The following is a 26454-nucleotide window of genomic DNA, read 5'->3' on the forward strand; positions in this document are numbered from 1 at the left end:
ACCGTGCACGGGTCGCACGACGGCGGCTGGGCGTGGGCACCGGCGCACGCGCACGGGGGCGGCTGGATGTGGGCGCCGGTCTGTGCCGTTGTGGCGATGCTCGCCGCCTACCTCCTGGCCGCCTCGGCCCGGCGGCGCGAGGCGCGCGGTTGGAGCGGGTGGCGCACGGCGGCCTTCGCGACCGGCGCGGCGCTGCTCGCGGCGGGGCTGTCGCCCCCGGTGGCCGCGCTCGGCGGGCACGACCTGCGCGGGCACATGCTCCAGCACCTGCTGATCGGCATGCTGGCTCCCGTCGGCCTGGTGCTCGGGGCTCCCGTGACCCTGCTCTTCAGGACGCTCGCGTTCCCGGGCAGGCGCGCCCTGGGCCGGGCGCTGGCGAGCCGCCCCGCGCACGTCCTCGCCGACCCGTGGGTGGCGCTCGTCCTCAGCGTGGGCGGCATGGCGGTCCTGTACTGCACCCCGCTGTACCACCTCGTGACCGGGGACCCGGTCCTCCACCATCTGCCGCACGCCCACTTCCTGCTCGCCGGGTGCCTGTTCGCCTGGGTCGTCGCGGGCCCCGACCCGGCGCCGCGCCGTCCCACGGTGCCGCACCGCCTGGTCGTCCTCGGCGTGGCCGTGGCCGCGCACGCCACGGTGTCGCAGCTCATGTACGCGGGGCTCCTCACCGGCCTCACGGTTCCCGCCGACGAGCTGCGCGGCGCCGCCGAGATCATGTACTACGGCGGGGACGCCGCCGAGCTGCTGCTGGCGTTGGCCATGGTCACCACCTGGAGACCGGTGAGGCGCCGCGTCCTGGCGCCGCGGGCGTCCTGAAGGCTGGAGTCTCCTGGGGCCGGGTGGGCATGGGTGACATATGGCTGCAACGGCGCTCATCGTGATCGACATGCTCAGTCCCTACGCCCACGAGGACGTCGAGCTGCTGGAACGCTCGGCCGAGCGGGTCGTGCCGCCGCTGGCGGAGCTCGTCCGGCGGGCGCACCCGCGCGACGACGTGGAGCTCGTCTACGTCAACGACAACTACGGGGACTTCACCGCCTCCCGGGAGCAGCTCGAGGACCGCGCCCGCAAGGGCCGCAGGCCCGACCTGGTGGAGCCGCTGCTCCCCCCGGACGACTGCGACTTCCTGCCCAAGGTGCGGCACAGCGCCTTCTTCGGCACGTCCCTGGACTACCTGCTCACCCAGCGCGGCGTCGAGACCGTCATCCTGACGGGCCAGGTGACCGAGCAGTGCATCCTCTACACCGGGCTCGACGCCTACATCCGCCACTACGCCATCAGCGTCCCGAGGGACTGCGTCGCCCACATCCACGCCGACCTCGCCGAGGCCGCGCTGAAGATGATGGAGCGCAACATGCGGGCGGAGATCACCGTCGCCGAGGAATGCCTCGACCTGTGACCTGGTAGAACGTGACTTCGCTCACGACGCCGGTATTTGCCCAAATCTTGGGCTTTATCTTCCCGTAATCCGGATAGGGGTCCGAGACCGTGACCGTCACAGGAGGGAGCCGACGTCATGACGGACGTGTCGAGCACCGGACCGGAGCCCAATGACGAGCGCCCGGTGCTGACCAACCGGCAGGGCCATCCGATCCACGACAACCAGAACCAGCGGACGGTCGGCGCACGTGGCCCGGCCACGCTGGAGAACTACCAGTTCCTCGAGAAGATCAGCCACTTCGACCGCGAGCGCATCCCCGAGCGGGTCGTGCACGCGCGCGGGACCACGTCGTACGGGTACTTCGAGGCGACCGGCTTCCTCGGGGACGAGCCGATCAGCCGGTACACCCGCGCCGCCCCGTTCCGGGAGGCGGGCAAGCGGACCGACGTCGCCGTGCGGTTCTCGACCGTGATCGGCGGGCGCGACTCCTCGGAGTCGGCCCGCGACCCGCGCGGGTTCGCCGTCAAGTTCTACACCGAGGACGGCAACTGGGATCTGGTCGGCAACAACCTCGCGGTCTTCTTCATCAGGGATGCGATCAAGTTCCCTGACGTGATCCACTCGCTCAAGCCGGACCCCGTCACGTTCCGCCAGGAGCCGAACCGGATCTTCGACTTCATGTCGCAGACGCCGGAGAGCATGCACATGCTCGTCAACCTCTTCAGCCCGCGCGGCATCCCCGCCGACTACCGCCACATGCAGGGGTTCGGCGTCAACACCTACAAGTGGGTCAACCAGCGCGGCGAGACCCACCTGGTGAAGTACCACTGGATCCCCAAGCAGGGCGTCCGGAGCATGACGGCGGCGGACGCGGAGGTCGTCCAGGGCCGCGAACTCGGGCACGCGACCAAGGACCTGCGGGACGCGATCGACCGCGGCGACTTCCCCGAGTGGGAGCTGCGCGTGCAGATCATGACCGACGACGAGCACCCGGAGCTGGACTTCGACCCGCTCGACGACACCAAGGTGTGGCCGGAGAACGAGTTCCCCGCGCTGCCGGTCGGGAAGATGGTGCTGAACAGCAACGTCCGCAACTTCTTCGCCGAGAACGAGCAGATCGCGTTCGGCACGGGCGTGCTGATCGACGGGCTGGACTTCTCCGACGACAAGATGCTCGTCGGCCGGACGTTCTCCTACAGCGACACCCAGCGCTACCGGGTCGGGCCCAACTACCTGCAACTGCCGGTGAACCACGCCAAGAACGCCGACGTGCGCACCAACCAGCGGGACGGGCTCATGACCTACCATGTCGACGGGGCGGGGGAGAACCCGCACGTCAACTACGAGCCGTCCATCACCGGAGGGTTGCGCGAGGCGCGGTACCCGACGCTCGACGAGCAGGGGCCGGTCATCAGCGGCAGGCTCACGCGCAAGCGCATCCCGCGCACCAACGACTACAAGCAGGCGGGCCAGCGCTACCTGCTGATGGAGCAGTGGGAGCGCGACGACCTCGTGCTCAACTTCACCACGATGCTGTCGGAGTGCGTACGGCCGGTCCAGGAGCGCATGGTCTGGCACCTGCTGATGGCCGAGGACGAGCTCGGCCTGCGCGTCGGCGAGGGCCTCGGCATCACGCCCGAGGACGTCGCCCACCTGGAGCCCCTGGCGAGCCAGGACCTCACCGAGGAGGACCAGAAGCGGCTGTCCAACCTCGGCAAGAACGGCCCGCGCGACGTGTCGGGCCTGAAGATGACCCACTGCGTGCCGAACGAGCGCCATATCCCTTAGGGCCGGGCGAACGGGCCCGCCGGGGGGCTGGGGAACCGGGCCGCCGCTCCCACCTGGGGCGGCGGCCCCGTCATGCCGGGGCGTGGCCCCGCGCGAGGCCTGCGACGCGGCCGGCGAGGGAGGAAGCGAACACGAGTCCCGGGACTGCGGTGGGGCGTTTCGCGCGGGGAGGTCCGGGCAGCGGCTGAGGCACGGCTCCTTCGAAAGCGGGGTATGCCATGACTTCTACTGACATGCCGCAGAAGACGACTTCGACGCGCGTCCCCAAGGGGCCGTTCGACCTGTCAGGGCGGTCCTGGCGGTCGGTGCTGACGCGCACGGCGAAAGAGTTCCAGGAGGACAAGCTGACCGACTGGGCCGCCGCTCTGACGTACTACGCGGTCCTGTCGATGTTCCCCGCGCTGCTGGCCGCGATCTCCCTGCTCGGCCTGTTCGGCAGGTCGGCGACCCAGCCGCTCATCGACAACCTCGCCGCCCTGGCGCCTGGCCCCGCGCGCGAGATCCTGGAAGGCGTGCTGCGCGCACTCCAGGACAGCCCGCGCGCCGCCGGCGTCACCACCGTCATCGGGATCGTCGTCGCGCTGTGGTCGGCCTCCGGGTACGTCGGCGCGTTCATGCGCGCCTCCAACGTCATGTACGAGATGCCGGAGGGCCGGCCGATCTGGAAGACCCTGCCACTGCGCCTGGCCATCACCGCCGTCCTGGTCGTCCTCATGGCGGCGGGCGCGGTGGCGGTCGTCTTCACCGGCGGCCTCGCCGAGCAGGCGGGACGGCTGCTGGGGCTCGGCGACACGGCGGTGACGGTGTGGGGGATCGCCAAGTGGCCGGTCCTCGTGGTCGTCGTGATGGCGGTGCTCGCGCTGCTCTACTGGGCCGCGCCCAACGTCAGCCACCCGGGCCTGCGGTGGGTGACGCCCGGCAGCACGCTCGCCGTCGTGCTCTGGATCGTCGCGTCCGCCGCGTTCGGCTTCTACGTCGCGAACTTCGCCTCCTACAGCAAGACCTACGCCGCCCTCGCCGGGGTCATCGTCTTCCTGGTCTGGCTGTGGATCACCAATGTCGCCGTGCTCCTGGGCGTGGAGTTCGACGCCGAACTCGCCCGGGGACGTGCCATCGCGGCGGGCCTCCCGGCGGGCGAGGAGCCGTACGTGGAGCCGCGCGACACCCGCAAGATCCCCGAGGAGGAGCGCGCCGCGATGACCGGTCTGGACACACCACACCTGGGCGAGCGGGGCGGGCGGTAGCGTACGGGTTATGACCGGCATATCGCGGCAGGCCCGGCAGTGGCGGGTACGGCGTGATTTCACCGCCCTCAAGTGGACCGCCGCCGCCGCGTTCTGCGTCCTCGGATTCGTCTCCGGCGACGTGCGCGCGGTGATCCTCTGCGTGGGCGGCGCCTTGCTGCTCGGCGGGTTCGCCCTGTACGACGTGGTGGCGCCGGTGCGGCTGGCGGCCGACGACCAGGGCCTCACGGTGGTCACCGGCGTGGCCCGGCGCCGGCGCGTCCTGTGGCCCGAGATCACCAACATCCGCGTCGCCGAGACCACGCGCTACGGCCTGCGCTGGAGCCTGCTGGAGATCGAGACCGCCGAAAGCCTGCACCTGTTCTCGTCCTTCGAACTCGGCACCTCCTGCATGGAAGCCGCCGACGACCTCTACCGCCTCCGCCCCGCCTGACCGTCGGTCAAAGGGCGCCTTCTCGAAGATCGCCGCAAGGTGGATCGCACAGTCTCCGTTCTCATGGGTGATGCGTGCGTGACGAGTCCTTGACGGAAGGGTTCCTTGCGGATACCTCTCGAAGGTGAGAGAGCGCTTTCTCGGCTAGCCAACCCTCTGTCTCCCCTCACGAGAAGGTGGCCATGGCGGCATTCCCGCACACCCCCAGGCCTGTGGCAGAGCTCCGGCGCACGATCCCGCGTGCGGTGACGGCGCTGCTCGTCCTCCTCGGCGCGCTGCTCGCCCCGGCCCTGCCCGCGCACGCCGCGCCCGACTACACCCAAGGAGCCGTCTCGGTCAGCGCCACCGAGGCACGATTCTGGTTCAGACCCACCACCCCCGCGGCCCTGGTGGACGTCCACTACGTGACCGCCGCCACCGGCCAGCAGAACTTCCGGATGGCCAACAACGCCGGGACCTGGGAGAAGACCGTCGGCGGCCTGTCGGCGGGCACGGTGGTCGACTACTGGTTCACCTACGAGAAGGCCGGCCCCCTCTACGACACCCCCCACTTCGGCTACACCCACGGCGGCGGAGGCGGCACGGGCACGTTCCCCGTCACCTTCCAGAACAACACCGGCGGCAGGTGGACGAACGCCCAGGTGTACGTGCTGATCCTGGGCATAGTCACTCCCGGCGAGTGGTCCTACCTCAAGCCCGACGGCACGCCGGCGCACATCGACCACCTGGAGGAGAACGCGCCCGGCCATCTCACCAAGAACGGCCGCAACTACGCGAACATGTCGTTCTCGCTCGCCCAGGCGTCCACCGTGAGGATCCCGCCGCGCCTCGAAGGCGGGCGCATGTACATCTCCCTCGGATCCCCCATGTACATCCCGATCAGCCCGGACGACCGGGGCTGGGGCGGGCCGGACCTGCTCAACCCCGGCGACCCCAACGCCGACGTCCACTTCGACTGGTACGAGTTCACCTACCAGCACGGGGTCATCCCGTTCGGCGGCAACACCACCCAGGTCGACATGTTCGGCTTCCCGATGACGGCGCGGCTGGTCCAGACCGCCATCGGATACGACCAGACCGTGGGCATCACGCTGACCCGCGACCAGGTGCGCACGCGCTACACCGCCGCAGTCGGCACGCCGTTCAAGGGCCTGGCGAACACCTACCGGATCGTCGCGCCCCGCACCTCGCCGCTGTTCCGGCCCGGCGGGGCGCAGGCCGGACACCTCCAGGCCGCGATCGACCAGGCGTGGAGCCAGTACACGGTGAACCAGTTCACCCTCTCCCGGCCGGGCCGCACCTTCACCGGGCGCGTCACCGGCGGACGGCTGCAGTTCACCAAGAACGGGGCCGGGCCGTTCTATCTCAACAAGCCCAGCACCGCCGACGTCATGCAGTGCGCGGGCGCGCTCGCCTCGGCCGGCATGAGCACGACCGAACTGGAGCTCGGCGCCGAGTTCTGCGCCGCCTTCAACCGCGGCGTCGCGCTGAGCACCGCCAACTGGTACAACGCGGGCACCTACTATCCGGCCGGGACCGCGAAGAACGACTACGCGGGCTTCTTCCACAGCATCGGCCTCGGCGGCCGGGCGTACGGCTTCGCGTACGACGACGTCAACGACCAGAGTTCGGTCAAGATCCTCCCCAACGCCGACCCACCCACCAGCCTCACCATCGGCATCGGCTGGTGACCCCCAGCGGGGGGCGGACGCAGCGCCCCCCGCGCTCAAAAGGTCCTCGCTTCGCTCGGTCTGTATTTTCACGGCTGCCTCTGCTCTGGAACTCTCGGGCGGTCGAAGTCGATGTCACGCTTCATCGCCCATCTGGCCCACACGACCGTGCCGGGTCGGCCGTCCCGGGAGATGACCCCGGCGTCCCCGGCCAGGGCGGCGACGATCGCGAGTCCGCGCCCATGGACGGCTTCCAGGTCCGGGGCCAGGTGCTGAGGACGTCCCGTGCCGTGATCGGTGACGCGTACGCACAGCGCGCCGCGTGTGCGCCACAGCGAGAGCCGTATCGGAGGCGCGCCGTGGGAAACGGCGTTGCCCAGAAGCTCTCCCACCACCAGCACGACGTCATCGGCGAGGTCTTCGAGGCTCCAGGAGGTGAGGATCTCCTGGACTCGATGCCGGACGCCGCGCACCGCCGCCAGGTCGTACGGGATGTCCCAGGTGGCCGAGTGCAGCCTGCCGGGAATCGTGATCATGGGCTCTTCTCCGAGAGGGGGTTAAGGGGCCTGTCTGGTGATCACTCGCCGCTCGCGGAATATGGTCCTCGCTCCGCTCGGGCTGTGTTCTTGAGGGCTGCCGCTGCCTCGGGACCCTCACATGGCCCACGGTGAAGTCATGTTTCACTGGCCATGCGGCCTAGATCGCCGTGTCAGGCCCATCGGTCGTCACGAGGTCGATCGTCTTGCGGTTCATCCGGCCCGTACCGGTGTTCGAGCCAGGCCAGCACGAGACAGACGACGGTGAACAGCCCGGCGACCACCAGCGCCGTGACGTCGCCGTGGCTCATGCGGCGCTTCGCCGCCGTGATCCCGACGACGGACTCGCGCCCGGGGGCGACGGCATCGCGTCCAGCTCGGCCTCGCGCATCTGCTCGCGCAAATCCTCGACGTCGCGCGCTTCGACGATCAGCGGTTCGCCGGACCAGGCGGCGATGGCATAGAACCGCCGGCTCCACAGGCCGAACATCACATGCCACCCCGGTTCCAACTGATCGAGCTGGGCGGCCGCCGCCCTCTTGTCCTCGTCCCAGCGCCTCGGGCGTACCTCGCTGATCGGTGCACCATATGCGTGCCGCCCCGATACCCGGCTCACGCCGCGACCCCGTCCCCGTACGTCTCGCGCTGGTTGGCCAGGTGTTCGCCAAGGGAGCATGCCCGGGCGTGCGGCGGGGCGGCTGGGAGGGGCCGGGCGTGCTCCGTCGGGCGCGCCGGGGCCGTGGCCACGTCCACGCTCCAGCGGACCCCATGAATGCCTCTAATGTTGGGCATTGGGTCAGGACCTCGATTCCTGATCATGGAGCCCGTGCGGCGTTCGCGCGCCTGCGGGCTCCGCTTTCTCGCTTGTAGCCCCAATCTCAACGCTGCGTAGTCACACATGGACAGACGGGTCTAGGGGAAAGTAGGGGGGACATGGGAAGGCCCCCAATTTCCCCAGAGGTGTGGCGATGACTCGGCTTCCGGCATGGGCCGTACGACTTCGTACGAAAAGGCTGGACAAAGGGTGGTCGCAAAAGGACATGGCAAAGGAAATCGTCGAGCACGCTGACGCTCTTGGTGTCCGGATGCCCGAGAGGAATTCCCTGATCCGCTCCATCAAAGGGTGGGAAGCGGGTGAGCACCGGCCGCGCCATCCCTATCCGATGCTGTACGCGCGCGTCTTCGGCACGGACGAGGAAGCGCTGTTCGGTGATCCGCTGGAGCCCTCGTATCGAAGCCCTGCCGAGGTGCTGGCCGCCGTCATGCCGGAACACGATCTCTTGGGGCCGGAGTCGGATGCTCACGGGCGGCGCCGGATCGATATGGGAACCGTGACCGACCTGTCAGGTCGTGTGCACGGCCTGCGCTTGGCCGATGACGTGCTCGGCGGTGATGATCTGATCGGCCCGGCCTTCCGCGAGTTGGACGCAGCCGTCCGGCTCTACCGGGAGAACACGCATGACGAGACAGTGGGCCGCGCCCTGCTCGGGATCATCGGTGAGTACGCCCAGATCGCCGGATGGATCGCCAGCGATGCGGGGCAGGAGCACCAAGCCGTGCAGAGCTATCGCCTCGGCATCAGCGCCGCCCGCGAAGCGGGAGACCACACGCTTGAGTCGAACATCTTGGGATCACTCGCTTACCTGGTCGCGAACACCGGCGATCCGCGGGAGGGTGCGGAACTGGCCCTGACCTCGCTGGACGCCCTCAAGCCGTGGTCTCCCGCCCGTGCGCGGGCATTGGCCTGGGATCGAGTGGCGTGGGCGCACGCGCGCGAGGGAAACGCGCAGGCGGCGATCCGTTCTCTTGGGGAGTCCGAGACCGCGCTGGCCGGTGAGTACGGACAGGAGCCTCCGTCCTACCTCTACTGGGTGAACGCCGGTGAGTTGCAGATCATGGAAGCGCGCGTATTCACGGAGCTTCGGCGGCCTCTGCGTGCGGTGCCTCTACTGACAAAGGTGCTGGACAGGTACGACGCGGCTCACGCCCGCGAGTTGTCGTTGTACCTCTCCTGGCTCGCCGTCGCCTTGATCGACGCCAACGAGCCGGAGGAGGCGGCGCGCACAGCCCGGCGCATGCTCGACCTGTGCGCCGACATCGCCAGCGACCGAATGACCCAGAGAGTCAGAATCGTCCTTCAGCGCCTGAATGTCTACCAAGACGTGCCCGAAGTACGCGCAGTCCTCACCGGCTATCCATTCACGGCGTGACACAGGCTACGGCGCAAGACTTTGGCATGCCATGAAACATCGCGAACAGCGGGATCGGCGAAGTCGTCAGAACGTGCGCATGAAGCTCGGGGCGTGCCGCCTTGCGTAACCTCACCGATAAATTCCAGCACCTGCCTGACGGCTTGACCACGCCCGTGGCCGGGGCTTCCAGCATCCAGGAGGCGTTCCTGCGGTGGCACGAGTCCCGCGTCTACACGCTCATCGGAGATGATCAAGCCGGCTGAGGCTGCGCCTCATTCCTCGTCGAGGGAATTGCGGATCTTGGCGGCTCCGTACTGCCCGGGGTTGCACAGGGGGCACGGGCGGGTGCCGTGCGCGTCGGGCATGTAACGCCACCCCGTCACCTGGTTCACCCGCCGGATCCGGTGGATCTCCTTCGCCGCGATCGAGCGGGGAATGATCACCTCGTACCCGCGAGGGTCCTCTAGTTCCGTCACCAGAGCGGTGGCTTCGGCACTGCTGACCCGCACCTGGTGGGAGCCGTAGTGACCGACGGACACCTCTTCGTCGTCGGGGATGCGGAAGTGCACCGCCATCAGGGTGCGTTGCCCGCCTCGCCGTAGCTCTCTGACCCACTGGTGCGTGAGCTGGTAGGAAGGCATCACGGGCAGGCAGTAGACCCCGGGCTGCGAGCCGTCGGCGAGGCTCTGCGCGCGGATGCCGCTGCGCCGTATGGCGCGGATGTTCTTGGCGGGTGTGATGTGGACGAGCATGGTCATCGCATGGCCTCCCTGCTGCGCATGGACATCATCCCAAATGCGGCACGCCGGTGCCGCCAGGAAGCGGCTGATCCGAGTCGCATCGAGCGGTCCCTGGCGCGTCTGGATTTCGTTGCCGGGGGAGTGTCTTGGCAGGTCGTGGTCCGGGCGTGCGGCAGGCGAGGGTGGTGCCTTCAGGGCTGCCTCTGCTCTGGAACTCTCGGGCGGTCGAAGTAGATGTCACGTTTCATCGCCCATCTGGCCCACACGACCGTGCCGGGTCGGCCGTCCCGGGAGATGACCCCGGCGTCCCCGGCCAGGGCGGCGTTCTGGAGCTACACCAAACGCCTCACCGATTGGAAGCACAACCTGACCCGCGCCATCGTCACCCGGCCGCCCACCACCGAACGTCGGCGCCGCTGAACCTACCCGCCACCGCTCCGCCTCCTCTACAGGGAGAATCCGCATGACCCTCCCCCTGCCGGATGGGTGCCCGCACGCCCCGAGCACCGTAGCCGAAGCATCGCCGGTGACCGCGACGCCTAGCGGGCCTGACCGGCTCGCCCCGCAGCCGGCCCGGTGCGACTCCTACGGCTAGCAGCTTCCTGCCATGGCCGTCAGCGGGGTGCCTTCCCGCAGGTCACAGGCCCTGCGGGCCGCTCTGGGAATGGTCCCCGGAGGCGCCTTCCGAGGCGTCCTCGGCGGCGTCGCGCGCCCTGGCCAGGACGTGCCGGACGAACGCCGGCAGGCTCGGGTGCTCGAACACCGCGCCGGCCTCCACGGCGATGCCGAGCTCGGCGCCGACGCGTGCGGCGATGCGCAGCGCGGAGACGCCCTGCCCGCCGAGCTCGAAGAAGGTCGCCCCCGCCTCCTCCGGCGTGACCTCCAGCACGTCGTTCCAGATCCGCTCGACCCGCCGCCCGATCGCCGAAGGATCCGACTCCCGCACCGCGACCCCTTCCGTCCGCCGGACGCCCGTGCAAGGACCGTACGGCATCGCGGCCCGCCCCGCCTCGCGGGGTGACGCGGAGGTCGGCTCGCGCGGTGACGCGGAGGTCAGCCGGAGTCGGCGTCGAAGTACAGCTCGGAGGTGACCCGGTAGCGGTCGCCGCGGTACATCGACCGGACGAACTCGACGATGCGGCCGTCGGCGTCGCGCGTGGTGCGTTCCACGCCGAGCGCGGGGAAGTGCTGCGGCACGTTCAGCAGCTCGGCCTCGGTCTCGTCGGTGACGGTCGCCTCGATGGTCTGCACGGCGGTGCGCACGTCCACGCCGAACCGCTCGCGCAGCAGCCGGTAGAACGAGCCCGACTCCATGTCGGCCGGCACGAGCCCCTCGACCAGTGCGTGCGGGAGCTGGATGCGCTCGATCGCCATCGGCTCGTCGTCCACGATGCGCAGCCGCACGACACGCAGCACGGGCGCGGCGGGGGAGAGCTGGAGCCGGGTGGCGAGCTGTGGCCCCGCCGGGATCAACCCGAACTCCAGGATGCGGCTCTGCCAGTGGCCCTCGGCGGGGGGAGCGTAGAACGAGCCGCTGGGCGTGGCGGACAGCGCCTGCGTGACGCGGTGCGGGCCGGTGAACGTGCCGCGCCCGTGCTCGCGCACGAGCAGCCCCGACCTGACCAGATCGTCTATCGCGGCGCGCAGGGTGGGGCGCGACACCCCGAGCTCCTTGCACAGGTCGCGCTCGGACGGGATGGCCTCGCCCGGCCGCTTGTCGGCGATGAAGTCGAGCAGGAAGTCACGCACCCGATCACGCTTGAGCCCGGCACGCATGTTCAGAGTCACATCCGAGACCTTACCAGCGACTTACCAATCTTGCCTCGTCCTCGTCTGGATTTGCCAGGCGGTCAGGGCTTGACGCGCCAACTGGTTAAGACCACTCTATCTGCATCGGGCGGATTGCTTACCAATATCTGACCAATGGGAGACCCCGTGAGGTATCGCCTTCTCGCCGCGACGGGAGTGCTGGCGCTGGCCGCCGGGCTGACCGCGTGCGGCTCCTCCTCCCCCTCCACCGGCTCCTCCGGCGGCGCCGATCCCGGAACCGCCGGCTCCGGCACGGCCCCCGCCAAGCTCACGGTGTGGGTGATGCGGGACAGCTTCTCCGACGCCCTGCTCGACCGCTTCGCCGCCGGCTACCGCAAGGACCACCCGGGCGTCACCCTGGACATCCAGATCCAGGAGTGGGACGGCATCGGGCAGAAGGTCACCAGCGGGCTGGCCAGCAACGACGCCCCCGACGTGATCGAGGTCGGCAACACCCAGGTCGCCGAGTACGCCGCCAGCGGCGGGGTCAGGGACCTCACCGACAAGATCGCCGACCTCGGCGGTGCGGACTGGCTGCCCGGCCTCGCCGAGCCCGGCAAGATCGACGGGCACCAGTACGGCATCCCCTGGTACGCGGCCAACCGCGTCGTGATCTACAACAAGGACCTGTTCGCCAAGGCCGGGATCGCCGCGCCGCCCAGGACGCGCGACGAGTGGATCACCGCCACCGGCAGGCTCGACAAGGGCGGCGACCAGGGCATCTACCTGGCCGGACAGAACTGGTACACCCTCGCCGGGTTCATCTGGGATGAGGGCGGCGACCTCGCGGTCAAGGAGGGCGACACCTGGAAGGGCGCCCTGGACACCCCGCAGGCGCTCGCCGGCATGGACTTCTACAAGAAGCTCCAGGCCCTCGGCGACGGGCCGAAGGACTCCGACGAGGCCAACCCGCCGCAGATCGACGTGTTCGCCAAGGGCGATGTCGCCCAGCTCATCGCCACGCCCGGCGCCGCGGTCGCGATCGAGAAGGCCAACCCGAAGCTGGCCGGCAGGCTCGGGTTCTTCCCGATCCCCGGCAAGACGGCGGACAGGCCCGGCGCGGTGTTCACCGGCGGGTCCGACCTCATCATCCCGGAGGCGTCCAGGAACCCGGAGGCCGCCTACGAGGTGGTCAAGGCCCTGGCCGGGGAGAAGTTCCAGCTCGACATGGCCAAGGAGATGAGCTACGTGCCGAACCGCGTCTCGCTCGGCTCGGCGCTGAGCGGCAGCGAGGGCACCGCCGCGATGGCCGCCGGGGCCGCCAACGGGCACGCGACGCCCAACTCGCCCAACTGGGCGGCGGTCGAGGCGAAGAACGTCATCAAGGAGTTCATGACCAAGGCGCTCACCAGCGGGGACCCCGCCGCGGAGGCACGGGCCGCCTCGCAGACGATCGCGACGATCCTCAACACCAAGTCCTGACCGTCCTGACCGTCCTGACCGATACATGAGGTCGCCCGCCGGTCCCGATCGAGTCCCGGCCCGCGCCTGATCGACCCGCCCGGTACCGGGCGCCGCGGCATCGCGCCCGGTACCGGGCAGCCCTCCCGAGCTCGTCGTCCCGATCGCCGGTCCCGCCGGCCGAGGAGTGCCGTGTCCCTGACGTCCGTTACGCAGCCGGTCCCCGCCGCCGCGCGCAGGCTCGCGCGGGCGTGGCCGTACATCCTGGTCGCCCCGGCCGTCGCCGGCACCTGTTTCCTGTTGCTCTATCCGCTCCTGCGCAGCGTCGTCATCTCATTCCAGCACTTCAGAACCGGCGAGCTGATCCGGGGCGGGGCCGCGTTCGTGGGGCTGGAGAACTACCGGCAGGTGCTCGGCGACGCCGAGTTCTGGACGGTGGTGCGCCGCACGTTCGTCTGGACCGCCGTCAACGTCGCCCTCATCATGCTGATCTCGACGCTGGTGGCGCTGATGATCGCGCGGCTGGGCCCAAGGATGCGGCTGGCCGTGATGAGCGGCCTGGTGCTCACCTGGGCCACCCCGGTGCTGGCCGCGACCACGATCTTCCAGTGGATGTTCCAGTCGCGGCTCGGCGTGGTGAACTGGCTGCTGGTCAGGGTCGGCCTGGACGGCTTCCAGGGGCACACCTGGTTCGCCGACGGCACCTCGACGTTCGCGATCCTCGTCATGCTCGTGGTCTGGCAGTCCGTCCCCTTCGCCGCGATCACGTTGTACGCGGGCCTCACCACGATCCCCGCCGAGCTGGACGAGGCCGCCCGCATCGACGGCGCCGGTCCCTTCCAGGTCTTCCGCGACGTGACGTTCCCGATCCTGCGCCCGCTGTTCGGGCTGATCACCTCGCTGGAGGTGATCTGGGTGTTCAAGTGCTTCGCCCAGATCTGGGCGATCAGCGGCGGCGGGCCGGACGGGGCGACCACGACGCTGCCGATCTACGCCTTCCAGATCGCTCAGTCCCTGCACAAGTACGACCTCGGCTCCGCGATCTCCACCCTGACCGTGCTGATCCTGATCGTCGCGCTGATCGCCCACATGCGGCGGATGCTCCGGCACGAAGGAGAGGTCGCGTGACCGTCCTCGGATCCCGGCCCGCGGCCACGGCGGCCCACCCGGCGGCCCCCGGTGACCGCGCCGTCCGCGCCGTCCGCGCCGTCCCTCGCGCCCGCCGCGCGCGCCGCCGTGTTCGTCGTGTCCCGCTGAACCTGGCGGCGCTCGCGGTGCTGGCCGTCTCGGTCTTCCCCGTCTACTGGATGGCCGTCACCGCGTTCACGCCCACCCGCGACATCCAGTCCACGACGCCGAGCTTCTGGCCCGCCCACCCCACGCTCGCGCACTTCGCCACGGCGGTCGGAGCCGACGGGTTCGGGCTGTTCTGGCGCAACAGCCTGCTCGTCACCCTGTCGGCGGTCCTGCTGTCGCTGGTGGTGGCCCTGCCGGCGGCGTGCGCCGTCGCCCGGATGCGCTGGCGCGGGCGGCGCGGGTTCGTCCTGATGGTCTTCATCGCCCAGATGGCCCCCTGGGAGGCGCTGCTCATCTCGATGTTCATCATCGCCCGCGACACCGGCCTGCTGGACAAGCTCGCCATGCTCACGCTGATCTACTTCATGACCACGCTGCCGTTCACGATCGTGACCCTGCGCGGCTTCCTCGCGGCGATCCCGGGGGAGCTGGAGGAGGCCGCGATGATGGACGGCGCGAGCCGCGCGGGCGCCTTCCGCCGGGTCGTGCTGCCGCTGCTGGCCCCGGGCCTGATGTCCACCTCGCTGTTCGGCTTCATCACCGCCTGGAACGAGTTCGCCTTCGCCAACGCCCTGATCATCAAGAACCAGGACGACCGTACCCTCCCGGTTTGGCTGTCCTCCTTCGGCAACATCTTCGGCACCGACTGGGGCGCCACCATGGCCGCCGCCTCCCTGTTCATGCTGCCCGTCCTGCTGATCTTCCTCGTCCTCCAGCGCAGGGTCGTCTCCGGCGCCTTCGCGGGCGCCGTCAAAGGCTGACCGTCCCAGGCCGCCCCAAGGCCGGCCCCTCCGCTACGGCGGCGCGCCCCCAAGGCGCGGCCGTCCGCTCCCACCTGCCCTTCTCCGCCCGCCAACCCCGTCCTCGCGAAGTTCTGAAAGGAACCCATCAACGTGATCATTCCGCGGCCACGCGAACTGGCCGTCCTCGGGGACTCCCTCGCGTTCCATCCAGACCTCGTCCGGTTCACGCCCGAGGACCCGTCCCTGGGAGAGGAGGGATACCGCCTGGACGTCGGCCCGTCCGGGATCCGGCTCACCCCCGGGGGCAGGGCCGGCCGGTTCTACGGGCTGCAGACGCTCGCGCAGTTCGGCTCCGCCGTCCCGTACGGCACGATCGAGGACCGGCCGCGGTTCGGCTGGCGCGGGGTCATGCTCGACGTGGCCCGGCACTTCATGCCCAAGGAGTTCGTGCTGCGGCTGATCGACCTGCTGGCCGAGCACAAGCTGAACATCCTGCACCTTCACCTGACCGACGACCAGGGCTGGCGGCTGGAGATCGAGCGCTACCCCCGCCTCACCGAGGTCGGCGGCACGCGCGGCGGCGCCGTCACCCCGAGGTTCTACACCCGCGAGGACGTCCGGGAGATCGTCGCCTACGCCGCCGAGCGGTTCGTCACGATCGTGCCGGAGATCGAGATGCCCGGCCACGCCCAGGCCGCCATCGCCGCCTACCCCGAGCTCGGCAACGAGCCGGACCGGCGGCTGGAGGTCTGGTCGGAGTGGGGGATCAGCGAGCACGTCTACAACCTGGAGGAGTCGACGATCGAGTTCTGCCAGGCCGTGCTGGACGAGGTCGTCGAGCTGTTCCCCGGCCCGTACGTCCACGTCGGCGGCGACGAGTGCCCGCCCGCCGAGTGGGAGCGCAGCGCCCGAGCCAAGCGGCGGATGGCCGAGCTCGGCCTGTCCGGGCCGTCGGAGGCGTGCGCCTGGTTCATCGGCAGGATGGCCGAGCACCTCCAGCGCCGCGGCCGGAGGCTGATCTGCTGGGACGAGCCCGACCGCGAGCCCACCCCGGGCACGACCGTGATGGTGTGGCGCGACGAGCAGGTGGGGGTCGACAGGACCGACATCATCCTGACCCCGCACACCCGCACGTTCCTCGACTACTACCCTTCCGACGCGCCCGGCCAGCCGCTCGCGCAGCCGAACGTGCTGACGCTGGCCGACACCTACGGCTTCACCCCCGACCCCGCCGCCCGGGGCGTGCAGTGCCAGCTCTGGACGGAGTACATGCCCTCGCCGGAGCAGGTGGAGTACATGGCCTTCCCGCGCCTGTGCGCGTTCGCCGAGGTCGCCTGGGGCTCGTCCGGCGACTATCCCGACTTCCTCCAGCGCCTGGACCCGCACCTCGCGCGGCTCACCGCGCAGGGCGTCCGCATCGGCCCGCTCGTCCCGTAGGGCGGCCCCGGAACGTTTCCCGTACGACCGCGTGCCCCCAGCACGCGGTCAGCCCCCCACGAAAGGAACACGAAGTGCCAAGCAAAGCCTCCATGAAGCTGCTGCTCGGCGGGCTAGCCGCCGCGCTGCTCGCGGCCACGGCGGGGCTGGCGTCCGCCGGGCCCGCGGGCGCCGCGCAATCGCTGCGGTTGCAGTACAAGACCAGCGCCACGGGCGCCACCGCCGACCAGGTCGAGCCGTGGTTCACCGTGGTCAACGACGGCGCGTCGGCGGTGCCGCTGAGCGGCGTGAAGATCCGCTACTACTTCAAGGCCGACTCCGCCGCCCAGCAGTACCGCTTCGCCTGCTCCTGGGCGGTCGTGTCGTGCTCCACGGTGACCGGCACGTTCGGGACCGTCTCGCCCGGCACCGCCACCGCCGACCGCTACCTGGAGGTCGGCTTCACCTCCGGCAGCCTCGCCCCGCGGGCGAGCACCGGCGACCTGCAGTTGCGCTTCTACCGCTCCGACTGGCAGCGGATCACCCAGAGCGACGACTACTCGTTCAGCGCCGCCCGCACGACCTACGCCGACTGGGACAAGGTCACCGTCTACCAGAACGGCGCCCTGGCCTGGGGCACCGCGCCCGCCGGCGGCAACCCGTCGCCGACCCCGACCGTCACCCCGACCGTGAGCCCGCCGCCGACCGGCAACGCGGGCGTCGTGTTCGACGACTTCAACTACGCCAACGCCGACGACGCGAACATCACGGCTCACCACTGGACCGTCCGCACGAACTCCGGCGGCCCCGGCGTGCCGGGCGCGAGCTGGCCGAAGAACAACATCAGCTTCCCGTCCATCGCCACGGGCAACCAGGCCCTGCAGCTCAAGGCCGTCAGCGACGGCACGGCCGCGGGCACGCAGCAAGCCGAGTTCCTGCACCAGCGCAAGTTCCTGGAGGGCACCTACGCCGCGCGGGTGAAGTTCTCGGACGCGCCCCTGAGCGGGCCCGACGGCGACAACATCGTGGAGACCTTCTTCACCATCACGCCGCTCAACGCCGACCTCGACCCCGACTACAGCGAGCAGGACTTCGAGTACCTGCCGAACGGCGGCTGGGGCGAGCAGGGCAACATCATGTACACCACGTCGTGGGAGACCTACCGCAACGACCCGTGGCTCGCGGTGAACGTGCACAACGAGGTCAGGGCCAGCTACGACGGCTGGCACGACCTGGTGTTGCAGGTCTCCGGCGGCAAGATCCGCTACTACATCGACGGCGCGCTGTTCGCCGAGCACGGCGACATCTACTACCCCGAGACCGTGCAGTCGGTGAACTTCAACCTGTGGTTCATCAGCGGTGGCCTCGTGGGCAGCTCCACGCAGCGCACCTACGTCCAGCAGGTCGACTGGTTCTTCCACGCCAAGAACGAGGTCGTCTCGCCGTCCCAGGTCGTCGACCGCGTCAACGGCTACCGGGCCTCCTCCACCCGCTGGGTGGACACCGTCCCCGGCTCCTGACCGCTCACGCTTCGACGGCCCGTGTCGCCCCCCGGCGGCGTACAGTCCCGTCCCGGGCGCGGCAAATCGCCGGGGGTATCTCTCCAGGTGTGTAAGGAGTGATACCCCCGGGTGAGGCGGGAAGGGCATCGGTGATCACCCAGGTTTACCGGGCTTCGTGCGGATCCGGTGCAGGTTGTCAGGGGTAGATGTCGATTCGGTCGACGAGCATGTACGTGCCGGAGCGTTTGACGGCTCTGAGGGTGTGCTGGGCGAGGGGGAGGCCGCGGCGGGAGTAGAGGAGTTGCTGGGACAGGCGGGTGGGGTTGGCGGTGTCGACGGTGGCCTGGAGTGCTCCGTCGAGGTAGAAGTCGACCAGGCCCTGGTCGCTGTACTTCTCGGAGCGGAAGTCGATGCCGGTGCCGGTGAAGGTGTAGGAGAACGCGTCGCCGTTGGTGGTGGTGTAGTGGACGTCGTTGTTGTAGTCGGCGGCGTAGCTGCGCCCGGTGCTGGGCTGCCAGGTGCCGGTGTAGGTCATGCCGGGCGCGTCGTCGTTGAGGGTCGTCACCTGGCCTGAGGGGTAGAGCTGGGTGGCCGGAACGATCTGCTGGGGAGTGTCCGGGCTCGACCAGAACAGCTTCGCCGCCGACTCTCCGCCGTTCTGGGTGACCTCCATGGTGATGGGGTATCGCTGGCCGGCGGTCAGCGCGATGGTGCCCTTGTCGACCTTCGGCCCGTGCGGTGTGGTGTCGTCGATGACGAGTTGGCCGTTGATCCAGAGGCGGACGGTGTCGTCGGACAATGTGGCGAAGGTGTAGGTCTGGCTGTAGCGAGGTTCGATCTGTCCGGTCCAGCGAGCAGAGAAGTTCGTGGTGGGGATCGGCGGTGCCGGGGATCCTTCGTAGTGCCAGTTGGCGTTGACGGTGGCGTCGACGCGGGTGACCGCCGGGGCGCCGGAGAAGTTGTTGTTGGCCCAGAACTGGGCGATCAGTCCGGTGCCCGATCCGGGGGGACGGGCGGCTGCCGGGGTGATGTCCAGCTCGATCACCGAGGCGATCGGGTCCGGGGCCGGGCCGGTCGGCCGCAGGTCGTAGCCGTCGCCCGAGGGCGTCACCGGCACCGCGGCTCCGCCGGTCAGCACGCGGGCGCCGGTTACCGTGAACGGGGATTTGGCGGTCAGGTGCAGCGCCGCGCCGGAGGCGGGCCAGTTGTAGACCGAGGCGTAGAGCTTGTTGCCGTTACGGCTGACCACGCCCCAGGAGGGTTTGGTCACCAGGCCGGTGTAGCCGGCGCTGTAGACGGCCGGTCCGTTCGTGCGGAGCCAGTTGCCCACTGCGGTCAGCCTGTCGATCTGTGGCTGGGGAATGACTCCCCTTTCGTCGGGTCCGACGTTGAGGAGGTAGTTTCCGCTGCTCGCGGCGATGCCCGCCAGGTGGCGTACGAGGGTGGTGGCGGATTTGTAGTTCGTGTCGTACGCGGCGAATCCCCAGTGGTCGTTGATGGTCATGCAGGATTCCCATAGCTGGCCATCGGTGGGGGTGGCGGGAACCTCCTGTTCGGGGGTGCCGAAGTCGCCGTCGGCGATGCCGCGGCTGCCCACCCGGTTGTTGATGATGGTGTTGGGCGCGAGGCCGCGCACGAAGTCCTCCAGACGGGCGCCCTCCTGATCGGTCCACGGGGCCTCCCACTCGCCGTCGAACCATAACTCGGCGATGTCTCCGTAGTTGGTCAGCAGCTCTTTCAGCTGCGCCTTCATCCGTGTGACGTAGGCGGCGTAGTTGGTGGAGCCCGGCTGGGCGTCGGGGTCGTGCCAATCCCAGATGGAGTAGTAGAAGCCGAGTTTCACGCCTTGGGCGCGGGCGGCGGTGGCGAGTTCAGCGAGGATGTCCCGCTTGAAGGGTGTGCGGTCGTAGATGTTCCAGTTGTTCACCTTCGTGGGCCACATCGCGAAGCCGTCGTGGTGCTTGGTGGTGATGACGAAGTACTTCTGCCCGGCGGCCTTCGCCGCGCCGATCACGGCGTTCGCGTCGAAGCCGGACGGGTTGAACGTGGCGGCCTTCGCCTCGTACTCGGTCCATGGGATGGCGCAGTCGCGCTTGATCCATTCCGCGTTCCGGCAGACGGTGCCGTCGGGGCGTCGGTACTCGCCTCGGTAGGCGCTGTAGAGGCCGAAGTGCATGAACATCCCGAAGTGGCCGTCGCGCCACCACTGCGTGCGCGCCGAGGTGAACGGATCGTCGGGCGCATAGTTCTGGCCGGGCGCCGCCTGGGCGGGCAGCACGCCCGCCAGCGCGAGGGTGAAGCAGAGGACAAGAGAGCCCAGCACCGGTCGGAGCCGCATGAGCTACCTCCCTGATAGGTCCGATGCTTCGGCATCATCAATGCAAATATTGCCTTCGTCAATGGGATGTTTCGCTTCGATGACCGCAGATTTCTTAAATGTCATCCGATGACTAGAGATGTGGTGCGGCTTCGCCGTGTACCTCTTCATCGACGCCGACGACAACGGAACCGACGGCGGCCGGCCAGGGTCGAGAGCGCTCTCATTTCCCGGTGGGATCCGCACCGGCGACCGGGCCGGAGGCGGGCGGCAACGGCGGATCGGGCGCGTTGCCGCAGGCTGTATTCGTCTTTGCGTCGGGTGCGTGTGGTGTCGCTGAGACGAGAGAGCGCTCTAGCGCGGTCTTGACGGACGGGTCTCACAGGGTCAAGATCTGCGCAGTGCGCGGGCTTGGGGGGCCGCTCACGATTTTCTGGTGTGCCTGAAGAACGGATCCTCCATGACACGACATCTCACCCGATCGGGTACCCGGCGCGGCGCCCTTACCCTGCTGTCCCTCGCCCTGCTCGCCGCGGGGACCACAGGGCTGCCCGAGGCCGCCGCGGCGGGCACGGAGGCGGCCTCAGGGGCGGCCACGACATCTGTCACAGCGGCGGGCACGGCGGCGGGCACGGCGGCGGGTACGGCGGCGGGCACGGCTACCGGGACGGGCGTACGGCAGCCCGTTGTCGGGCCGCCCGCGACCGAGCACGGCTGTGCGCGCATCGAGAAGAGCCTTCCCACGCTCGCCGACTGGCCGAAGGTCAGGAGCTGGGTCGAGTCCAGCGCCTGGGACGAGAAGCGCATCTCGAAGATCCTCGCCGGGATGACGCTGGCCGAGAAGGTCGGGCAGATGACGCAGCCCGAGATCGGCGCGATCACCCCCGAGGAGGTCGGCCAGTACGGCATCGGGTCGGTGCTGAACGGCGGCGGCTCCTGGCCCGGCCGCGACAAGCACGCCTCGCAGAAGGCGTGGCTGGACCTCGCCGACGCGTACTGGAAGGCGTCCGTCGCCACCCGGACGAAGATCCCCGTTATCTGGGGCATCGACGCCGTCCACGGCAACAACAACGTCTACGGCGCGACGATCTTCCCGCACAACATCGGCCTCGGCGCCGCGCACGACCCGTGCCTGGTCCGCGACATCGGCGAGGCGACCGCCGCGCAGATCCGCGCCACCGGCCAGGACTGGGCGTTCGCGCCCACGCTGGCCGTCGTCCGCGACGACCGCTGGGGCCGCACCTACGAGGGCTTCTCCGAGGACCCGCGCATCACCCGCGCGTACGGCTACGAGGCCGTGAAGGGCCTCCAGGGCGGCAACTCCCACGGCCTTTCGGACAAGGGCGTCATCGCCACCGCCAAGCACTTCATCGGCGACGGCGGCACCGACCGCGGCGTCGACCAGGGCGTGAACAAGTCCTCCGAAGCCGAGATGATCAACATCCACGGCCAGGGCTACTACGGGGCCCTCGCGGCGGGCGCGCAGACCGTGATGGCGTCGTTCAACAGCTGGACGAACGCCGACCTCGGCATCGCCGAGGGCAAGATGCACGGCAGCAAGAAGGCCCTGACCGACATCCTGAAGCAGAAGATGGGCTTCGACGGCGTCGTCGTCTCCGACTGGAACGGCATCGGCCAGGTCGAGGGCTGCACCAACGCGAGCTGCCCCCGGGCGATCAACGCGGGCATCGACGTCGTGATGGTGCCGAACGACTGGAAGGCGTTCATCGCCAACACGATCGCCCAGGTCGAGTCCGGGCAGATCCCGGTCGCGCGCGTGGACGACGCCGTGCGGCGCATCCTGCGGGTCAAGCTGCGCGCCGGGGTGTTCGAGGCGCCCAAGCCGTCCTCGCGGCCCTTCGCCCGCTCGGGCGACGCGCTCCAGGCCAGGAAGCTCGCCCGCGAGGCCGTCCGCGAGTCGCAGGTCCTGCTGAAGAACAACGGCCGGGTGCTGCCGCTCGCCCCGCGCTCGAAGGTGCTGGTCGTCGGCAAGAGCGCCGACAGCCTCCAGAACCAGACGGGCGGCTGGTCCCTCACCTGGCAGGGCACCGGCAACACCAACGCCGACTTCCCGAACGGCACGACCATCCTCGGCGGCCTGCGCGAGGTGCTCGGCGCGGAGAACGTCACCTTCAGCGAGACCGCCGACGGCGTCGACCCCTCGGCCTACGACGCGGTGATCGCGGTCATCGGCGAGACGCCGTACGCCGAGGGCGTCGGCGACCTCGGGCGGCGCAGCCTCGAAGCGGCCAAGATCTACCCCGGCGACCTCGCCGTCCTGGACAAGGTGTACGGAAAGGGCGCGCCGGTCGTCACGGTGTACGTCGCCGGCCGCCCGCTGTGGGTGAACAAGGAGATCAACCGCTCGGACGCGTTCGTCGCGGCCTGGCTGCCGGGCACCGAGGGCGGCGGCGTCGCCGACCAGCTCGTGCGCGCCTCGCGCCACTACGAGGGCTACACCGGCAAGCTCTCCTACAGCTGGCCGAAGGGCGCCTGCCAGACCCCGCTCAACGCGGGCGCCGAGGGCTACGACCCGCTGTTCCCGCTCGGCTACGGCCTGCGCTCCGGCCAGAACTCCGCGATCGGGCATCTGGACGAGAACGTCCCCGAGACCGGCTGCGGCTCCAACGGCGGCGGCGGCACCGCGACCGACCCGCTGGAGATCTTCAACCGGACGGACGTCGCGCCGTACAAGAGCTTCATCGGCTCGCCGGAGAACTGGGGCGGCACCGAGATCGGCGTGGACGGCACGGCCGCGCACGCGGAGATCAACGTCGTCCCCTCGGACGTCAACGTGCAGCAGGACGGCCTCAAGGCCACCTGGACCGGCACCGGCCCTGGCCAGATCTACATGCAGGACCCGGCCGGGGGCAGCGACCTGCGCGGCTACCCCAACGCCGACGGCGCCCTGGTCTTCGACACGATCGTGCACCAGGCACCGGCGGCGAGGACGGTGGTGAGCGTCCACTGCGTTTACCCGTGCTTCTCGGAGGTCGTGGCCACCTCGCTGTTCCGGGACCTGCCGACCGGGACGAAGGCGACCGTCAAGATCCCGCTGGCGTGCTTCGCGGCCACGGGCTTCGACTTCGAGAACACCAACACGCCGTTCCTCGTCTACACCGAGGGCGCGTTCTCGGCGTCGTTCGCCAACGTCCGCTGGGAGCCCAAGGCGGGCAAGGACCCCGACGCGAGGAACTGCGCCGACCTGCACGACTGACCTGACGGCCTGACCGCGTGACGCGAAAGGGTGCCGCCGGAGAGTCTCCGGCGGCACCCTTTCGTCTCGTCCCGCCTGCCGTCCGGCCCGCGGGAGCGCGTCCCGCGGGCCGGTGGCGGGCTAGTTGCGGACGATCGTGAAGGTGGAGGTAGTGTTCTTGATGTCCTGCGCGTTGTTGCTGAGCCGCAGGTTGTTGAACGTCGCCGTGCCGACCGCCGGGCCCTGGCCGGGCTCGGGCATCTCGTTCACCCAGATGCCGAAGCCGGACTTGGCGTCGAAGGCGTCACCGCTCTTCTGAGCGCCCGAGATCGAGACGTTCGTGAAGATAGTGTCCTTGACCGGGAACTGCGGCTGTCCGCCGACGTAGTTCGTCTGGAACATGATGCCGCTGTAGGTCGGGTCGATGATGTCGACGTCGTTGACGCGGATGCCCTGGAACACCTTCGAGGCGGAGAAGACCCAGATCGCGGGGAAGGTCTGCTGGCCCCAGAAGTGGCCGCCGGCCCGGACGATCGAGATGTTCTCGAACCTGGTCGGCGGGTCGGCGCCGAAGCCGTTCATCGGATAGCCGAAGTCCAGCGAGCTGATCGTGATGCCGGAGTAGGTCAGCGTGTCCGCGATGTAGATGTTCCTGAACGTGTTGGCGTACCCGCCGTAGACGGCCAGACCGGCCGCGCGCCACGGGAGGATGGCCGTCAGGTTCTCGTACACGTTGTTCTTCTCGTCGGCCCCGCCCGCGTCGATCGCCGAGAACAGCGCGAAGCTGTCGTCGCCGGTCGTCCGCGCCTCGACGTTGGTGACGAGGTTGTCCGTGCTGCCGTTCGTCATGTTGATGCCGTCGGCGAACGTGTTGCGGATGCGGGAGTTCTTGATCGTGATGTTGTCGGTGTTCGCGCCCCAGTACATGCAGACCTGGTGCTCGACCCAGATGTTGTCGATCACGATGTTGGCGACGTTCGAGAAGTCGAACACCTTGCCGGGGCCGTCGATGCGGGTCACGTAGTTGCCGAAGTAGGCGAAGCCCGTGAACACCGAGCCGTTGGCCGAGGACTCGGCGCGGAAGCCGATGTCGGAGTTCTCCGAGGTGGTCGGCGCGTAGAAGCGCGTGTACCACGGACCGGCGCCGACGACCCTGACCGCCTTGCCGTAGACCTGGAACTTCTGCGAGGTCTGGTAGTCACCGGCCGGCAGGTAGACGCCGATCAGGTTGCCGGTGGTGTCCATGCGCACGCGGTCCAGCGCGTTCTGCACGTCCTGGTGGGTGAAGCCCGCGGGGACGGCGTACTTGGCCGGGTCGGGGTTGACGATCGGCGAGACCTGCTCCAGGTTGATGAAGTCGATCGCGTAGGTCGTCGAGTTGGCCGGGTCCTTCTGCAGGCGGATCTTGCTGCCCGCGGGGACGGTGGTGCCGAGCAGGACGTTGGCCTCGTCGTAGATGTGGCGCGGGCCCGCTCCGGGCGAGTTGCCGGGGGCGGTCTCGTTGCCGTACAGCCACGAGTACTTCGAGGTCAGGTTGATCGGCTTGAGGAACTGGCCGTTGACGTAGATGTTCAGCGTCGAGTTGATGCCGCCGCCGCCCGGGGCGTCCGGGATCGAGAAGCGGGCGACCAGGCTGTTGGAGCTCGCCTTGGTGGTCCACTCGACGTAGGCGCCGTTGCCGTTCAGCGTGACGGCCTTGCGGCCGGACGCCTCACCGGGGATGGTGCCGATGTCGCGGCTCGGGCCGACCACGGCCGCGCCGCCGCCCACGGTGCCGTCCTCGGCCTCGTAGTAGTCGTACGGCATGTTGGCGCCGCGCCCGACGAAGAACGACTGGTTCGTGGTGTTGTTGGTGCGCTTGACCGGCAGCTCGTTGGCGTCGTCGGCAAGCACCGTGCGGACGGTGTACTTGCCGTTGGCCGCGGTCCACGTCCCGAGGTTCACCGGGCCGACGGTCGCGCCGGCGGCGATGGTCCCGGTGTAGGTGCCGGTGAGGGTCCTGACCACGGTGCCCGCGTCGTTCAGGACGGTGACCGTGATGCCGTGGGCGCCAGCCGCGGAGGCCACGGTGCCCTGGTTCTTGATGGTCGTCGAGAACGTCACGGTGTTGCCCGCCGCCGGGTTGCCCGGCGACCAGGTGGTCGCGGCGACCAGGTCGGAGCTGTCCACCGGCCGGACGGTCAGCGCCGTCGAGCTGGTGAAGCTGTTGTTCGACTCGTTCTGCTCGATGACGGAGTTGGCCTCGTCGACCTTGGCCGTCAGCTGGTAGGTGCCCGCGTCACGGGGGCCGATGTTGGCGCTGACCGTCGCGGTCGCCCCGGCGGCGAGCCCGGCGACGTTCGCCGTGCCGACCTTGGTGGTGCCGAGGTAGAAGTTGACGTTCGTCGCGCCGGAGGCCGCGCTGCCGCCGTTCCGGACGGTCGAGGTCAGCGTGATGGCGTCGGTCTCGACCGGGGACGCCGGGCTGGCGCTCAGGGCCGTCACGGTGAGGTCCGGGTTCGGCGCCGCGGTGCCGATGACCTGGAACTCGGCGGTCTGGCCGGCGGGGGCGCCGGAGTTGCTCGTGTACTTGAGCTGGACGTCGGCGACGCGGCCGCTGACCGGGATGGTCACGGTGTTGCCGCTGGCCGGGCTGAAGCTGTACTGGGTGGCGTTGGTGAGGTTGGTGAACGCCGTGGCGCTCTGCTCACGTCCGAGGACCTGGATGGTCTGGGTGCGCGGGCCCCAGGAGCTGTCGGGGTTGAGCTTGACGACGACCTGGTTGACGTCGGCGTTGGACCCGAGCTGGAC

Annotated in this window: 22 protein-coding genes; 14 read left to right on the forward strand and 8 right to left on the reverse strand. The window is 69.4% G+C overall.

Going from position 1 to position 26454, the window contains the following annotated elements; all coding sequences use genetic code 11:
- The first annotated feature begins 3 nt into the window (after window positions 1–3).
- From DQ384_RS04930 to DQ384_RS04955, 6 genes are all read left to right on the forward strand, one after another.
- Window positions 4–816 carry a cytochrome c oxidase assembly protein gene (locus DQ384_RS04930; RefSeq protein ID WP_245966252.1) on the forward strand — a complete coding sequence of 271 codons (813 nt, stop codon included), beginning with the start codon at window positions 4–6 and terminating at the stop codon, window positions 814–816.
- Window positions 817–856: 40 nt separating this feature from the next.
- Window positions 857–1399 (forward strand): cysteine hydrolase family protein, encoded by a 543-nt coding sequence (locus DQ384_RS04935; RefSeq protein ID WP_114027449.1) that lies wholly within the window; start codon window positions 857–859, stop codon window positions 1397–1399.
- A 117-nt stretch (window positions 1400–1516) separates the two neighbouring features.
- The gene (locus DQ384_RS04940) at window positions 1517–3169 is read left to right on the forward strand and encodes a catalase (protein ID WP_114027450.1); all 1653 of its coding nucleotides are present in this window, start codon (window positions 1517–1519) and stop codon (window positions 3167–3169) included.
- A gap of 218 nt (window positions 3170–3387) precedes the next feature.
- On the forward strand, window positions 3388–4413 hold the full coding sequence (locus DQ384_RS04945; RefSeq protein ID WP_245966254.1) for a YihY/virulence factor BrkB family protein: 1026 nt from the start codon (window positions 3388–3390) through the stop codon (window positions 4411–4413).
- A gap of 10 nt (window positions 4414–4423) precedes the next feature.
- On the forward strand, window positions 4424–4846 hold the full coding sequence (locus tag DQ384_RS04950; RefSeq protein WP_114027452.1) for a PH domain-containing protein: 423 nt from the start codon (window positions 4424–4426) through the stop codon (window positions 4844–4846).
- Between the two features lie 212 nt (window positions 4847–5058).
- Window positions 5059–6537, forward strand: coding sequence for a glycoside hydrolase family 64 protein (locus DQ384_RS04955; protein WP_147268644.1), 1479 nt, complete (start codon window positions 5059–5061; stop codon window positions 6535–6537).
- A gap of 68 nt (window positions 6538–6605) precedes the next feature.
- On the opposite strand, the gene DQ384_RS04960 is transcribed toward DQ384_RS04955, so the two are convergent.
- From DQ384_RS04960 to DQ384_RS04965, 3 genes are all read right to left on the reverse strand, one after another.
- Window positions 6606–7052, reverse strand: a complete 447-nt coding sequence (locus DQ384_RS04960; protein ID WP_114027454.1) for an ATP-binding protein — start codon at window positions 7050–7052, stop codon at window positions 6606–6608.
- A 173-nt stretch (window positions 7053–7225) separates the two neighbouring features.
- Entirely contained in the window at window positions 7226–7363 is a 138-nt protein-coding gene (locus DQ384_RS40980) for a hypothetical protein (RefSeq protein ID WP_181871029.1), read from the reverse strand.
- On the reverse strand, window positions 7360–7542 hold the full coding sequence (locus DQ384_RS04965) for a hypothetical protein (protein ID WP_114027455.1): 183 nt from the start codon (window positions 7540–7542) through the stop codon (window positions 7360–7362). The genes DQ384_RS40980 and DQ384_RS04965 overlap by 4 nt, the downstream gene beginning before the upstream one ends.
- A gap of 478 nt (window positions 7543–8020) precedes the next feature.
- Here DQ384_RS04965 and DQ384_RS04970 point away from each other — a divergent pair, with 478 nt between their 5' ends.
- A complete protein-coding gene (locus DQ384_RS04970; RefSeq protein ID WP_114027526.1) occupies window positions 8021–9262 on the forward strand; it encodes an NsdA family TPR-like regulatory protein in 1242 nt (413 codons plus the stop codon).
- A 254-nt stretch (window positions 9263–9516) separates the two neighbouring features.
- Here DQ384_RS04970 and DQ384_RS04975 read toward each other — a convergent pair whose 3' ends face one another.
- Entirely contained in the window at window positions 9517–10002 is a 486-nt protein-coding gene (locus DQ384_RS04975) for a hypothetical protein (protein ID WP_114027456.1), read from the reverse strand.
- 216 nt (window positions 10003–10218) lie between these two features.
- Between DQ384_RS04975 and DQ384_RS04980 the strand changes: the two genes are divergently transcribed.
- Window positions 10219–10404, forward strand: a complete 186-nt coding sequence (locus DQ384_RS04980) for a hypothetical protein (RefSeq protein WP_114027457.1) — start codon at window positions 10219–10221, stop codon at window positions 10402–10404.
- A gap of 217 nt (window positions 10405–10621) precedes the next feature.
- Here the strand turns inward: DQ384_RS04980 and DQ384_RS04985 are convergent, their stop codons facing one another.
- Both DQ384_RS04985 and DQ384_RS04990 read right to left on the reverse strand, forming a co-directional pair.
- Window positions 10622–10930 (reverse strand): phosphopantetheine-binding protein, encoded by a 309-nt coding sequence (locus DQ384_RS04985; RefSeq protein WP_220182773.1) that lies wholly within the window; start codon window positions 10928–10930, stop codon window positions 10622–10624.
- 107 nt (window positions 10931–11037) lie between these two features.
- A complete protein-coding gene (locus DQ384_RS04990) occupies window positions 11038–11772 on the reverse strand; it encodes a GntR family transcriptional regulator (RefSeq protein WP_245966256.1) in 735 nt (244 codons plus the stop codon).
- Between the two features lie 147 nt (window positions 11773–11919).
- Here DQ384_RS04990 and DQ384_RS04995 point away from each other — a divergent pair, with 147 nt between their 5' ends.
- The 5 genes from DQ384_RS04995 to DQ384_RS05015 all read left to right on the forward strand — a co-directional run bounded on the left by DQ384_RS04995 (window position 11920) and on the right by DQ384_RS05015 (window position 18169).
- A complete protein-coding gene (locus DQ384_RS04995) occupies window positions 11920–13215 on the forward strand; it encodes an extracellular solute-binding protein (RefSeq protein ID WP_220182774.1) in 1296 nt (431 codons plus the stop codon).
- Window positions 13216–13386: 171 nt separating this feature from the next.
- On the forward strand, window positions 13387–14322 hold the full coding sequence (locus DQ384_RS05000) for a carbohydrate ABC transporter permease (protein ID WP_114027461.1): 936 nt from the start codon (window positions 13387–13389) through the stop codon (window positions 14320–14322).
- Window positions 14319–15251, forward strand: a complete 933-nt coding sequence (locus DQ384_RS05005; RefSeq protein WP_114027462.1) for a carbohydrate ABC transporter permease — start codon at window positions 14319–14321, stop codon at window positions 15249–15251. Before DQ384_RS05000 ends, DQ384_RS05005 begins: the two co-directional genes overlap by 4 nt.
- A 132-nt stretch (window positions 15252–15383) precedes the next feature.
- A complete protein-coding gene (locus DQ384_RS05010; protein ID WP_114027463.1) occupies window positions 15384–16670 on the forward strand; it encodes a beta-N-acetylhexosaminidase in 1287 nt (428 codons plus the stop codon).
- A gap of 74 nt (window positions 16671–16744) precedes the next feature.
- Window positions 16745–18169, forward strand: a complete 1425-nt coding sequence (locus DQ384_RS05015; protein ID WP_245966257.1) for a cellulose binding domain-containing protein — start codon at window positions 16745–16747, stop codon at window positions 18167–18169.
- Between the two features lie 178 nt (window positions 18170–18347).
- Here the strand turns inward: DQ384_RS05015 and DQ384_RS05020 are convergent, their stop codons facing one another.
- Window positions 18348–20489, reverse strand: coding sequence for an alpha-L-fucosidase (locus DQ384_RS05020; RefSeq protein ID WP_114027465.1), 2142 nt, complete (start codon window positions 20487–20489; stop codon window positions 18348–18350).
- A 439-nt stretch (window positions 20490–20928) separates the two neighbouring features.
- On the opposite strand from DQ384_RS05020, the gene DQ384_RS05025 reads away from it, so the two are divergent.
- Window positions 20929–23685 (forward strand): glycoside hydrolase family 3 protein, encoded by a 2757-nt coding sequence (locus DQ384_RS05025; protein WP_114027527.1) that lies wholly within the window; start codon window positions 20929–20931, stop codon window positions 23683–23685.
- A 120-nt stretch (window positions 23686–23805) separates the two neighbouring features.
- Here DQ384_RS05025 and DQ384_RS05030 read toward each other — a convergent pair.
- Window positions 23806–26454, reverse strand: a 2649-nt coding sequence (locus DQ384_RS05030; RefSeq protein ID WP_114027466.1) for a CARDB domain-containing protein, incomplete at its 5' end; no start/stop codon positions are given.

Source organism: Sphaerisporangium album, from assembly GCF_003323745.1.
In the GTDB taxonomy this organism is placed as follows: domain Bacteria; phylum Actinomycetota; class Actinomycetes; order Streptosporangiales; family Streptosporangiaceae; genus Sphaerisporangium; species Sphaerisporangium album.

Coding starts and splice junctions, on each gene's coding strand:
- DQ384_RS04935 (WP_114027449.1), top strand. CDS start 857: ATGGCTGCAACGGCGCTCATCGTGATCGACATGCTCAGTCCCTACGCC.
- DQ384_RS04940 (WP_114027450.1), top strand. CDS start 1,517: ATGACGGACGTGTCGAGCACCGGACCGGAGCCCAATGACGAGCGCCCG.
- DQ384_RS04945 (WP_245966254.1), top strand. CDS start 3,388: ATGACTTCTACTGACATGCCGCAGAAGACGACTTCGACGCGCGTCCCC.
- DQ384_RS04950 (WP_114027452.1), top strand. CDS start 4,424: ATGACCGGCATATCGCGGCAGGCCCGGCAGTGGCGGGTACGGCGTGAT.
- DQ384_RS04960 (WP_114027454.1), bottom strand. CDS start 7,052: ATGATCACGATTCCCGGCAGGCTGCACTCGGCCACCTGGGACATCCCG.
- DQ384_RS40980 (WP_181871029.1), bottom strand. CDS start 7,363: ATGAGCCACGGCGACGTCACGGCGCTGGTGGTCGCCGGGCTGTTCACC.
- DQ384_RS04965 (WP_114027455.1), bottom strand. CDS start 7,542: ATGTTCGGCCTGTGGAGCCGGCGGTTCTATGCCATCGCCGCCTGGTCC.
- DQ384_RS04970 (WP_114027526.1), top strand. CDS start 8,021: ATGACTCGGCTTCCGGCATGGGCCGTACGACTTCGTACGAAAAGGCTG.
- DQ384_RS04975 (WP_114027456.1), bottom strand. CDS start 10,002: ATGACCATGCTCGTCCACATCACACCCGCCAAGAACATCCGCGCCATA.
- DQ384_RS04980 (WP_114027457.1), top strand. CDS start 10,219: ATGTCACGTTTCATCGCCCATCTGGCCCACACGACCGTGCCGGGTCGG.
- DQ384_RS05020 (WP_114027465.1), bottom strand. CDS start 20,489: ATGCGGCTCCGACCGGTGCTGGGCTCTCTTGTCCTCTGCTTCACCCTC.
- DQ384_RS05025 (WP_114027527.1), top strand. CDS start 20,929: ATGACACGACATCTCACCCGATCGGGTACCCGGCGCGGCGCCCTTACC.